At 35.1% G+C, this 12947-nt stretch carries 12 protein-coding genes; 2 read left to right on the top strand and 10 right to left on the bottom strand.

All coding sequences use genetic code 11. The annotated features are described in order from the left end of the window. From dnaG to P8M54_RS14225, 5 genes are all read right to left on the bottom strand, one after another. Positions 1-1409: DNA primase (dnaG, locus tag P8M54_RS14245; protein ID WP_300288648.1), on the bottom strand; the 1409-nt coding region annotated here is incomplete at its 3' end. A gap of 110 nt (positions 1410-1519) precedes the next feature. Next, a complete protein-coding gene (locus P8M54_RS14240; RefSeq protein WP_300288647.1) occupies positions 1520-3127 on the bottom strand; it encodes a hypothetical protein in 1608 nt (535 codons plus the stop codon). 52 nt (positions 3128-3179) lie between these two features. Beyond that, positions 3180-3908, bottom strand: coding sequence for a hypothetical protein (locus P8M54_RS14235; protein WP_300288646.1), 729 nt, complete (start codon positions 3906-3908; stop codon positions 3180-3182). Next, complete coding sequence (locus P8M54_RS14230) at positions 3895-4455, bottom strand: RNA polymerase sigma factor (protein ID WP_300288645.1); 561 nt, start codon at positions 4453-4455, stop codon at positions 3895-3897. The genes P8M54_RS14235 and P8M54_RS14230 overlap by 14 nt, the downstream gene beginning before the upstream one ends. Positions 4456-4583: 128 nt before the next feature. Continuing rightward, a complete protein-coding gene (locus P8M54_RS14225) occupies positions 4584-5561 on the bottom strand; it encodes a polyprenyl synthetase family protein (protein ID WP_300288644.1) in 978 nt (325 codons plus the stop codon). A 542-nt stretch (positions 5562-6103) separates the two neighbouring features. On the opposite strand from P8M54_RS14225, the gene P8M54_RS14220 reads away from it, so the two are divergent. Beyond that, entirely contained in the window at positions 6104-6976 is an 873-nt protein-coding gene (locus P8M54_RS14220; protein WP_300288643.1) for a hypothetical protein, read from the top strand. A 77-nt stretch (positions 6977-7053) separates the two neighbouring features. Here the strand turns inward: P8M54_RS14220 and rlmN are convergent, their stop codons facing one another. Further along, the gene (gene rlmN / locus P8M54_RS14215) at positions 7054-8097 is read right to left on the bottom strand and encodes a 23S rRNA (adenine(2503)-C(2))-methyltransferase RlmN (RefSeq protein WP_300288641.1); all 1044 of its coding nucleotides are present in this window, start codon (positions 8095-8097) and stop codon (positions 7054-7056) included. A gap of 99 nt (positions 8098-8196) precedes the next feature. Here rlmN and P8M54_RS14210 point away from each other — a divergent pair, with 99 nt between their 5' ends. Then, positions 8197-8838, top strand: coding sequence for an O-methyltransferase (locus P8M54_RS14210; protein WP_300288640.1), 642 nt, complete (start codon positions 8197-8199; stop codon positions 8836-8838). A 183-nt stretch (positions 8839-9021) separates the two neighbouring features. Here P8M54_RS14210 and P8M54_RS14205 read toward each other — a convergent pair whose 3' ends face one another. The 4 genes from P8M54_RS14205 to P8M54_RS14190 all read right to left on the bottom strand — a co-directional run bounded on the left by P8M54_RS14205 (position 9022) and on the right by P8M54_RS14190 (position 12841). Further along, entirely contained in the window at positions 9022-9585 is a 564-nt protein-coding gene (locus tag P8M54_RS14205) for a phosphatase PAP2 family protein (RefSeq protein WP_300288639.1), read from the bottom strand. Then, positions 9585-9911, bottom strand: coding sequence for a twin-arginine translocase TatA/TatE family subunit (locus P8M54_RS14200; RefSeq protein ID WP_300288638.1), 327 nt, complete (start codon positions 9909-9911; stop codon positions 9585-9587). Before P8M54_RS14200 ends, P8M54_RS14205 begins: the two co-directional genes overlap by 1 nt. A gap of 115 nt (positions 9912-10026) precedes the next feature. After that, a complete protein-coding gene (locus P8M54_RS14195; protein WP_300288637.1) occupies positions 10027-12267 on the bottom strand; it encodes a M1 family metallopeptidase in 2241 nt (746 codons plus the stop codon). Positions 12268-12331: 64 nt separating this feature from the next. Beyond that, positions 12332-12841 (bottom strand): DUF6702 family protein, encoded by a 510-nt coding sequence (locus P8M54_RS14190; RefSeq protein WP_300288636.1) that lies wholly within the window; start codon positions 12839-12841, stop codon positions 12332-12334. Positions 12842-12947: the final 106 nt, after the last annotated feature.

Genomic DNA, 12947 nt, shown 5'->3' with positions numbered 1-12947 from the left:
CGATACAAAATATCTACCTTTTGCACTTCGGCAGGATTTTGATTTTTTATAACATTGAAAGCTTTTTGCTCGGATTCTTTCTTCTCCGTTTTAACAAGCTCGGCACTATCTTTTTGAACTAACTGCGCTAAAGTGCTTTGCAATACTTGTTCAGAAATATCCATAATTCGGGAACATTCCTGAACATATATTTCCCTTTGGATACGATCTGGTATTTTAGAAATACTAACCACCATATCCCGAATCAAATCTGCTTTTTTTATTGGATCATTCTTAGCTTCCTTCATTAAAAGTGAAGCCTTGAACTGTATAAAATCCTTAGCGTTTTCATCTAAATACGCTACAAGATCATCGTGAGACGTTTTTTTAGCAAAACTATCTGGATCTTCCCCGTCAGGAAACGAACAAACTTTTACGTTCATTCCTTCTTCTAAAATCAAGTCTATACCTCGGATAGACGCTCGCAAACCAGCGGCATCACCATCAAATAGCACGGTAATGTTTTTCGTAAGCCTGTTAATCAATCTGATTTGATCGGGTGTCAAAGCTGTACCTGAGGAAGCAACCACATTTTCGATTCCGGATTGATGAAACTGAATCACATCTGTATAACCTTCCACAAGAAAACAATTGTTTTGCTTGGCAATGGCTTGTTTTGCATGATAGATTCCGTACAGCACCTTACTTTTATGGTAAATATCACTCTCGGGAGAGTTCAAGTATTTAGCTGCTTTTTTATCATTGGTTAAAATACGACCTCCAAAACCTAAGGTACGTCCTGACATACTTTGAATAGGAAACATAACGCGACCTTTAAATCGGTCAAAGGGACGGTCTTCTCGCGGAATTGTTAAACCCGTACTTTCTAAAAATTCTAATTTATATCCTTTTCCTAGAGCCTCTTTTGTAAAAGCATCCCAAGCTTCGGGAGAATATCCTAAGCTAAATTTCTCTATCGTTTCAGCAGTAAACCCTCGTTCTTTAAAATAAGAGAGTCCAATCGCCTTACCTTCCTCTGATTTCAATAATGTTTGATAAAAATAATCTTTGGCAAAGTCCGAAACCAAATACATACTTTCACGAAGATCCGTATTCGCTTTTTCGGCATCAGTTAATTCGGTTTCTTCAATCTCAATATTGTATTTTTTTGCGAGGTATCGTATCGCTTCGGGATACGTGAAATGCTCGTGCTCCATTAAAAAAGCAACTGAGTTCCCTCCTTTTCCTGAACTAAAATCTTTCCAAATTCCTTTGGCCGGAGAGACCATAAACGAAGGCGAACGTTCATCTGAGAACGGACTCAATCCTTTAAAATTACTTCCTGCTCTTTTCAATTGGACGAAATCGCCAATAACCTCCTCTACTCGAGCAGTTTCAAAAACAGTATCAATAGTCGCTTTAGAAATCAATTTAATTTGGGCTAAAAGTTATAAAAAGTCAAAGTTACAAAGTTTTTAAATAGCAAAACCCTTTCGAGATTTATTATCTGAAAGGGTATGCCAACTAACTCAAAAACGGTCTAATTAAAATCAAATCGTACTCCAAGCGAAACATTATTCTGCTTCACTACGTTGTCTTTAAACAATGGATTCAAATCGTATTTTAGGTATAAACTTGTAGCTCCATAACCTACATAGGTACTTAAACCGTAAATAAAATCACTGGTATTAAAACCACCTTTGTACTTATCCGTAACATCGTGATTGTCTACTTGATATTGCAGTATTTGTTTGGTTTTTAACCTTGCACCCGCGTATCCTCCAAGACCTATTCTCCAGGATTGATGTGTTTTATAGTAGGTACGATCTTCTTTTACCGTTTTTTCCGAAAAATCAAATTCTAAATGTAGCGGCATCACCAAATATACATTTCGTAAACGCGCATCATCAATTCGAATGCTATTAAACGCAGGGTTTGAAGTATTCGTTTGAAGAATAGTTTGATTGCCGCTCGTTTCAAAAAATCGATTATTAGTAGGTCTCAAATTATTATACATTAAAGACAAACCATACTTTGCATGCAATAAATTATTATTTTCAACAAGTCGAGTATTGTATGTAACTCCCCATTCGTAAAAATGAGAACCTGCATATCTAAAATCAGATTTACTTACCGAGCCATTAGTTACAAGATTGTTTAATCCTGTTGCTAAAACCAGCTGACTTGTGGTACGTTTAGATTGACGTTCCTCCTTGTCCTCTTGCCCATTATAAACCTTCATTGAAGTTATATTAATTTCAGTTTGTCTCTCCCCAATTTCACCAGTATTATTTCCCATTATGATCATCCTACCACCACTACGGGTATCTTTTTCCTCGGTTACTTTTCCGTTTACTTTATCTTGAACTAATTGATTCAGTTTTTCTTGTTCTAAAGTTACACGAGTTTCGATTGCGGCGGCATGAACTTTTGCTTTCTCTAGTTTGAGTTCGTCTGCGTTTGCTTTAGTAATAGCACCATCAGCAAGGTCTTTATCAATTTTTTCAATTTCAGTTTTCAATGCATCCTTCTCGCCTTCGGTTATTTTTTTGATTTCATTGGCGATTGCTTTTGCTCTTTTCTCAAACGAAATGATTTTATGATCTCTTCCTTTGTTGTAACCAGTCTCAGGAATACTATCGTCTACGATTTCTAATTGTACATCTTTAAACCAAATTTGCCCTGTACCATCTAACAATACCCCGTATGAAATAGAAGTTGCTTCTTGAGGCACAAATAAAACGACTTCGTATTTTTCCCAATCTTTAGTTCTTTTAATTCCTCTATTTCGCATGTTATCGAAAGCTAAAACATCTGTACTGTAATAATCAACACGCATCCATAAACCAGCCCAGCTTTTAACATTCTCGCTTTTAATATAGCCCGTCATTTTAACTGTTTTACCTTTATATTCATCTGATGCCATTGACTTCATTATGTTTCCAAAACCAGAAATCTTAGGCTTTAAAGACTTAATTGAATAGACCTCTTGATTACTGGCGTCATACGCTTTGTCTTGCTTTAGTTCATAACTATTGCTATTGTCCTGCCTAAAAGCCCATTGATCTGAGTAAGGAACTTTTTGCGCACTAAGTTTTGCTACAGCGGCAACTAAAAAAAGGATACTGATTAAAATAATTTTTCTCATGATTTTCGTTTTTTGATTATTGTTCGTTTTTTGATTGATGATTGATTTATGCTTATTCTTCGTAATTTCTATTCACTAAAACTGTTTTAATACTATTAAAATTTTTACTCAACTTTATCAACGCAGTCTCTCTAAAAGTTTGATTTAATTCGGTTTCTGCACTAGAAAGTAAGCTGTTCGGATTGACGGTATAGCTTTGTTTTGGAAAATTAGTAGTTTTTTCAGCTCCTGATTTATCTAACTTTTTATTAGTAACTGTCGCTAACAATTCAGTCGCTGAAATGTATTTATTACTAGTTACAGTTGCGATGTCTTTTATCACTGGAACCGATGCTAAACTCTCTTTCTCCTTAACCATAGTAGAGACTGCTTCTACTAAAACCTGATCATCTTTACTGTTTGTTGCTTTTTTAGGTTTTACTTTAGCCACGGCAACTTGCATTAGCTTACTGTTTTGAGTTTCTTCTTTTTCAGCAGCAATTCCTTCTTTTTTCACGATTTCCTCTTTCTCAGGAAGCACTATTGTATTTTGATCTACCACTACAGGCGCACCCTTCTGGATCAGATTGTTATCAAAATTCAAGTTGAAGACCGTTGTTAGCAATAAAAAACCAATAAGGCCTGCCGCGATGAATACCCAAGAACGTCTCTTTTTTTTACTTTTAGAAATTTCGGCAGCGGCGAGCATGGAATCCAACTTGCCCCACGCATCAGCCGAGGGAGTAATGCTCCTTGCCTCCATTTTTTTCTTTATACTGTAATCGAATTTATTTGGTTCCATAATCAAACTTATTAGTTGCCTTAATTTGCTGTTGCAAAATTTTCCTAGCGTGTGACAATTGCGACTTAGAGGTTCCTTCATTAATCCCTAACATTTCCGCTATTTCTTTATGTTTATATCCCTCGATTGCATACAAGTTAAACACCATTTTGTAGCCTTCCGGCAAATTATCTATCAATAATTGAATGTCATCTGTGGCTAATTCGCATTCATCTTCAACTGTTGTTTCCTCCTTATAAAAACCATCATCGATGAAACTTACTTTTTTGTTTACTCGTAAAAACGAGATACATTCATTAACCACAATTCGCCTAATCCATCCTTCAAAACTGCCATTATGTTGAAAGTTTTTCAAATTAGTGAATGCTTTCATGAAAGCGGTTATCATAACATCCTCGGCTTGCTGTACATCTTTGACATACATACGACAGATGCTTAACATTTTTGAAGAAAACTTAGAATAGATTTGTTGCTGTGCTTGCCGATTGTTATCGACAGCAAGCTGAATCAATTCTTTTTCCTCCTGATGTAAGTTAATTACTTTCAAAGTTGTTGTAAAGGGTTTCTATAACTATAGACGATTGTCAATGCAAAAAGGTTGCATCGAGTGGTAAAAAAGTATAAAAAAAGAATCAATAGCTGGAATCTTTCCTTGATTAGAAGGACGAATTAGCTTTATTTTTTTCGTTCGATCACGTAATTGACCATTAAAACAAGAGCTTCTTTAAAGTCAGAATTGGGGTAATTATCTAATAATAAAAGTGCTTCTTGCTGGAATTGCGCCATTTTATTTTCGGCATAAACAAGACCGTTATTGTCTTTTACAAAAGCAATAACTTCTTTGACTCTTTTTTTGTCTTTATTGTGGTTTTTGATCGAATTAATTAACCATGACTTTTCTTTTGAGGTACACGTATTCAAAACATGAATTAGCGGAAGAGTCATTTTTTGTTCCTTAATATCAATTCCGGTTGGTTTCCCGATAGCTTCATCAGTATAATCGAATAAGTCATCTTTGATTTGAAAAGCCATTCCTATGAGTTCACCAAATTTTCGCATGTTCTCTACTTGAACTGCATCTTCAATTACTGATTTTGCACCAAGTGCACAGCAAGCCGCAATAAGAGTAGCGGTTTTTTTTCGAATGATTTCGTAATAAACATCTTCCGTAATATCGAGTCTTCTGGCTTTTTCTATTTGAAGCAGTTCACCTTCACTCATTTCACGTACTGCTACTGAAATGATTTTTAATAAATCGAAGTCGTCATTGTCTATAGAGAGCAATAATCCTTTAGAAAGTAAGTAATCACCAACCAATACTGCAATTTTATTTTTCCACAAGGCATTAATGGAGAAAAATCCGCGTCGTCGATTGCTATCATCTACGACGTCATCATGAACTAAGGTTGCCGTATGAATTAACTCAATTACACAAGCTCCGCGATAGGTTCGCTCATTAAGAGTTCCTCCAGACACCATTTTGGCTGTCAGGAAAACAAACATGGGTCGCATTTGCTTTCCTTTGCGATTTACGATGTAGTAGGTAATCCTATTTAGTAAAGCCACTTGAGAAGTCATAGATTCATAGAACTTTTTTTCGAAAAGTTCCATTTCTTTCAAGATGGGCTGTTTTATTTGAGAAGTGACATTCATTGATGCTGTAAAGTTACGCCTTTTACTACTACAAAGAAACTATTAAATAACAGTGCGTACAATTGTACTTCACCGAGTAATTTTAAAGGTACTTTTGTCCTATTGCAAGGTACTATTAAATACACTACCGTAAAACTAAACAGTTCATAATACCTTACTAAAAATAAAAAGGTATGAATGAGTTTTAGCACTAATTTACTTCTTACTTATCTCAAATTTGGTTAAAAAAAAGTGATTCTAACCAATACCATACTGAAGAAATTACACAATTAATTTGACACCAATTTTAAACATCGTCTCAAACAATTCAATTGTACTATTTAATTTTGTACCAAACATAAACAATAGCTCGTGCTATAAATAATGAATTACTTACTTATTAATACAAAAAGAGTTGCTTTGTCGATAATTTTAACAAAATGAATAAACTATATAAAAAATATTTACATTTACACTGAGAAATAAACCCAAAAAAACAACTGCTTGATTAAACCATTCATCCTTTGGATAGTCTAACCTGCACAACCCAAAATTTAATCAATATGAAACCCAAAATTATTTTAGTATGTGTCTTAATGACAATTGCTTTCTTTGCTAGTTGTAGTTCTAATGAAAGCATACAAGAACCAACGGCCATAACCAGTGATGATATTATTGCTGATGCTGATATCGATGGCGCAGTTGATGATGTTAGTAATGTTGCCGAAGACCAGTATGCCATGCAACAAAGCGTAACTTTAAAAACAACGCAGAATGTAAAAAGTATTTTACCAGCTTGTGCTACAGTTACGATTGTCCTCACTACCGACAATTTCACCCGAACAATCGATTTTGGAACAGAAGGCTGTACACTCCCAAACGGAAATGTATTAAAAGGAAAAATCATTGTTAGTGCTTCAAGAAATTTTTCGGAATTGACAAAAACGATGACTATATCATTTGTTAATTTCTACCACAACAAAAAATTAATTGAAGGTACACGAACGATTTCTAGCACCGTAAAATCTACTGATTTACTTGCAACCGCACATCCTGTTTTCACGAATTCTATTGACATGTCTGTTACATTTGCTGATGGTAGAAAATACAGCAGAAAAGGGACTCGCGTTAGAGAATTAGTAGAAGGAATTGATACTAAATTTGTTCTTGAAGACAATGTGTATCTTGTATGGGGCTACCATATTACAACTTTCCCAAATGGAAGTAAGTTTACTGCAACGATCAAAACTCCATTGCGTTTTGTCATGGCATGCAAACAACCCTTCCCAGTAAGCGGAACTAAAAATTTCTTAAAAACGGATAAGGATGGTTTGAATAAACAAGAAGGTCTTATCGACTTTGGAAAAGGAGACTGTGATGATTTAGCAACCATTACTATCAACGGCTTAACAAAAGAGATTCATCTAAAAAAGTAATATCTATTACTACCAAAAATAAAGAGTGCTATCGTTGTTCAAACCAACGATAGCACTCTTTTTTATATTTAAAATAATTATGCTTCTTTATTGGCTAATTGGCCACAAGCAGCATCAATATCCTTACCTCTACTTCTTCTCACTTTAACCACAATTCCGCTCGCCTCTAAGGCTTTTATATAAGCATTAGTAGCTTCTTCAGAAGCTTGTTGGAACTCACCGTCATCAATTGGATTGTATTCAATTAGATTAACTTTACATGGCACATACTTACAAAATTTAACCAAAGCATCAACTGATTCCTTATTATCGTTTATCCCTTTCCAAACTACATACTCATAAGACACCTTAGATTTCGTTTTTCGATACCAATACTCTAGTGACTCTCTCAAATCTGCCAATGGAAAATTAGCGCTAAAAGGCATGATTTTCGTTCTAATTTCATCAATCGCAGAGTGTAAAGAGACTGCTAATTTAAATTTGACTTCGTCATCAGCTAACTTCTTAATCATTTTAGGAATTCCCGAAGTAGAAACCATTATTCGTTTAGGAGACATTCCTAAACCTTCTGGTGAAGTGATCATTTCAATCGCTTTCAATAAATTATTATAGTTCATTAAGGGTTCTCCCATACCCATAAAAACGATATTGGATAAAGGATGGTTGTAATACAATCGGCTTTCTTTGTCAATCGAGATTACTTGATCATAGATCTCGGCTGGTTCTAGGTTTCGCATGCGTTTAAGGCGGGCAGTAGCGCAAAAATTACAATCCAAACTACAACCCACTTGACTAGAAACACAAGCTGTAGTTCGAGTATTTGTTGGTATTAAGACCGATTCCACCACTAAACCGTCATGTAAGCGAACGGCATTTTTCACCGTACCGTCTTCAGAACGTTGCATGGTATCGACCTTGATATGATTGATGACAAAGTTAGCCATAAGCATAGAACGAGTCTCCTTAGACAGGTTTGTCATATCCTCAAAACTGTGTGCTCCTTTACTCCATAACCATTCATAGACTTGATTACCACGAAACGACTTATCGCCATTAGTGATAAAAAACTCGCGTAATTGTTCTTTTGATAAAGCTCTGATGTCTTTTTTCTCCATTTCCATGCTGCAAATTTACTGACTATTTGTTGATTTATTTCATGAATTCGCATAAATGCTCGTGTGTTGTTTTGATAATTTAATAACTTTGACAAAAATTAAAAAATGCATTTCATTTCACCAGAGTTAGAGGACTACATAGAGCAACATTCTGAAACTGAACCTGCTTTACTAGCAGCGTTAAATAAAGAAACCTATCAAAAAATTCTTTTACCGCGCATGCTTAGCGGGCACTTTCAAGGCCGAGTTTTGAGCATGTTAGCAAAATTAATTCGTCCTGTAAATATATTAGAAATTGGCACCTACACGGGTTACTCTGCTTTGTGTTTGTGTGAGGGAATGCAAGAAAAGGGGCAATTACATACTATTGACATTAAAGAAGAATTAATTGATTTTCAGCGTAAGCATTTTGACAAATCACCTTGGGGAAACCAAATTGTACAACATTTAGGCAACGCCGTGGATATTATTCCAACTTTAGATCTAAAATTTGATTTAGTTTTTATCGATGCTGACAAGGAAAATTACTTAAATTATTGGGAATTAATTGTTCCTAGAATGAATAAAGGCGGGATCATATTATCAGACAACGTTTTATGGAGTGGTAAAGTACTCGAACCCCTTCAAAAAAATGATGTAAGCACCCAAGTTTTACTGGAATACAATGCGCTACTTAAAAACGACACACGAGTTGAGACGGTTTTACTACCAATTAGAGATGGTTTAACGGTGAGTAGAGTGCTGTAAAAATTAGCCAACGCTTTCGGAGGAAATTTCCCTAGCCTAGATGGTAATGAAAATCCTTATGAAATAAAATAAATTTTTCTAAACAAAAAAGAGCGACCAACGGAAGCTCCTTTATTGTTTATTTTAGGAAAATTATTTTAGGAAATAAGATTGCAATGACAGCTAGAAAAGCTCCTTAACAATCTATTGTGGAAAATACTTTTTTTGACAATATTGATGTAGTTTATAAAAGGAATAGCCCGACAAAAAGCCGAACATATACCCGCACAAAATATCAATTGGATAATGTAATCCTAAGTAAATACGGCTGTAAGCAAAAACCAATGGCCATAAAAATAGCAAGTAAAAGTACTTAAAATGCGATTTCATGAGCAGGTATATGAAAGTTGCTACTGCCATACTGTTCGCTGCATGTCCTGAGAAAAAACTATACGAACCACTCGTTTTTACTACCCTAATAATCGTATTGATATCAGGACTATTGCATGGTCGCAAACGTTGAAAACTGTTTTTGAATAGGTTGGTTACTTGATCTGTAAAAACCAAGATGAGCGTAATGAAAAGGATCACATATAAAAACTGCTTTGTCCCTATTTTTTTATAAATCGCATACAATAACAATAGAAAAAACGGAGTCCAATATTGCTGTTTTGTAATTAGCAACCACAATCCGTCAAAGGTTTCTGAACCCAAACCATTAAGAAATACGAGTAATCGACTGTCTAGGGAAAGTAATTGATCTAGCATTACCTACTGCGCTTTACAGGACCAATTGCATCATCAATATCCTCTTTGATTTTAGTGGCTTGAACAACGGAGTCACCCATTAAATCCTCTTTGGCTTTAGTAATTTGAGAATTTATATTTCCGGTCATATCCGATAGGGATTTTGCATCAAGACCGTTCGCCTCTGCTCCTTTTTGGATTTCACTTTTTATATCATTAGTTGCATTTTTAAGTTGAGCCATTGCTTTACCCATTGTACGAGCCATTTCAGGAACTTTATCAGCACCAAAAAGCATTAATACTATGAACATGATAAAAACTAATTCTCCTCCACCTATGCCGAACATATCTTTTTGTTTTTGTTGCTGCAAATATACCAAATTATAAAAACTTGTCTTTTAAAATTTTCATAAAAAAAGACCCTTATCAAAAGGGTCTTTAGTTCTGTTTTATGCGCTCTAATTATTCGAATTTAGATTTCACTTCTTGCTTAGGCCAAGTATTATTAGTCACATCAATATCAGCTGTTTCTAATTTAGGGTCAATTTGAATTTTCTTGATCGCTTTTTCAGTAGCATATACTTTTCTAGCGGTATCATTCCCTTTTCTCCAAATTTGAGCAGGGTATTTAAAGTTCTCCGTTGTACCATCTTCATATGTCAACTCTACAAGAATAGGCATAATTAAACCTCCTGGCTTATTAAACTCTACTTCATAGAAGTATTTAGGAGATTTTAAGGTTCCTTTTTCTTCAGAAGAAAGTGTATTCATGTAATCAGAAAGCAATTTAACTTCCTCTACTTTCAATCCTTTCTTTTGATTGGCTTTCAAGACTGCATTGTTTTCTTCGATTAAATATACAAATGGTCCTGGGTCTTGTCCAAAACGGCCACGACGTACTTTAGCATTTTTCAACTCTTCTGAAGGTGTTTCAGAAACATAATATTGCTTAACATTATTGATACCAATATCTACATAATCAGTTGAGTAAAACCAGCCTCTAAAAAACCAATCTAAATCTACTGCAGACGCATCTTCCATTGTTCTAAAAAAGTCTTCTGGAGTAGGGTGCTTGAATTTCCAACGGTTTGCATATACTTTAAATGCATGGTCAAACAATTCTCTTCCCATTACAGTCTCTCTCAAGATATTTAAAGCGGTTGCTGGCTTACCGTATCCATTATTACCAAACTGCATGATTGTCTCTGAATTAGACATAATAGGCTCTAAGAATTTTTGATCTCCACTCATGTAAGGAACAATGTTTTTAGCTGGTCCACGTCTAGAAGGAAAATTAGTTCCTAATTCTTGTTCAGCCATATACTCCATGAACGAGTTCAATCCTTCATCCATCCAAGTCCATTGGCGCTCATCAGAATTTACGATCATAGGGAAAAAGTTGTGACCTACTTCGTGAATAACCACACCCATCATTCCGTTTTTAGTTTGCTCGGATGTCACACCGTTTTCATCAGGACGACCAAAGTTCCAGCAAATCATAGGGTATTCCATTCCTTGGTCTTCAGCTGAAACTGAAACTGCTTTAGGATAAGGATAGTCAAATGTATGCGCTGAGTAGCTTTTTAAAGTATGTGCTACCGTTATTGTAGAAGTTTCTCCCCAAAGTGGGTTTGCTTCTTTAGGATAGATTGAAACCGCCATTGCATTTTTAGTGCTTAATTTCACTGCCATTGCATCTAAGATAAATTTTCTTGAAGTTGCAATTCCAAAATCTCTAACGTTTTTAGCAGAGAATTTCCAGGTTTTTTTCTTGTTTGAAAATCCTTTTTCAGTTGCTTCAGCTTCGGCTTGTGTTACGATAACAACAGGCTTATCAAATGTTCTTTCAGCAAGTTCCCAACGCTTAACTTGTGCAGGAGTAAACACTTCACTCCTATTCATTAAGTCTCCTGTCGCTTCCATAACGTGGTCAGCAGGAACAGTAATATTTACGTCAAAATTACCAAATGGCAAAGCGAACTCTCCACTTCCCCAAAATTGCATATTTTGCCATCCTTCTACATCATTGTAAACGGCCATTCTTGGATAGAATTGAGCAATTACATAGATTTTGTTACCATCTTTTTCAAACAATTCATATCCTGAGCGCCCACCTTCTTTTTGGTAATTATTGATGTTGTAATTCCATTTGATCGAAAATGACATTGAAGTACCCGGCTTAAGCGGACTTGCCAAATTGATTCGCATCATCGTATGGTTAATCGTGTACGACATCATATTGCCTTTTACATCTTTAACTGACTCGATGTTGAAACCACGCTCTAAATCTTTTTTCAAGAATTTTTCAGCAAAACCTGCTGCTGGAAAAGTTTGTGTGATTCTATCACTTTCCGCTAATGGAGTTTCAGAATCTTTGGCAGCTTGATTTTGATCTAACTGAACCCAAAGATACTCTAGACTATCCGGAGAGTTGTTGTAATAGGTAACTGTTTCAGCTCCTGTTAATTTTGAGTTTTTATCGTCAAGTTCAATATCGATCTTATAATCGGCTTGTTGTTGATAATAAGCTGGTCCTGGCGCTCCCGCTGCATTACGAAACATATTAGGCGTTGCTAATAGATCGTACATTTGGCTGAACTTGTTAGTGTCGTATTTCCCTTGTTGTTTAGGAGCGACTGTGGTAGTTTTTTCTTGTGCGAATAGAAGCGCAGGCAGAAAAAGAAGTATGGATATTTTTTTCATAAATAAAACTATAGTTGTTTCAGTTTGTGAAAATAATAATTTTTAGTAAAACAGCAGTTGTTTGTTAAAATTTTAACACACCGTTTCTTGAAGAATCCGTAAAGAGGATGGTCTTTTTAGTTCCAAATGCAGTAACATGTGTAATGTTTTGCTGCTCAGAGCTCCAATCTATTAAAACTGCATTAAAAATTTCGATTGAATTCATTTTAGGAACAGCAACAATTTTAGAATAACAAACTAATACATCGTCCTCGGCTGTTTCTTTGCTCAAAAAAACGATTGGCTTGACTTGGCCGTTAATCTTTACAATAAAATTTTCTGCTAAATACTTTTTAAATAAAGTCACTTCTTGGTCTGTTTCCTCTGCCGTTCCAATATGAAAAGCTTTTCTCTTGTATTTTTTTTCAAGAGCTTTGTTTAGATCGTCAATAAATATTCTCGATGTAATTTCTAGCATCTTTTTTTCAGGAGCATAGTTTACTTGATAAATACCCAAATAAAATTTATGTGCCGTAAAAGATGTTAAAAGCAGAAATACCGTTAACAAAAATAGATATGATGTTCCTTTTTTCATTGTATGCGATCAGTTGTTGTTTCTTATAGTGCTGTTTGCAGCGACTCGATATTATTTTTTACTATCTGTAATTTCCTTGTATTCTCTATTTTTGGAAATCAAAAAG

This window comes from Flavobacterium sp., from assembly GCF_029242675.1.
Lineage (GTDB): Bacteria > Bacteroidota > Bacteroidia > Flavobacteriales > Flavobacteriaceae > Flavobacterium.
This window is presented reverse-complemented; position numbering and strand designations above follow the sequence as displayed.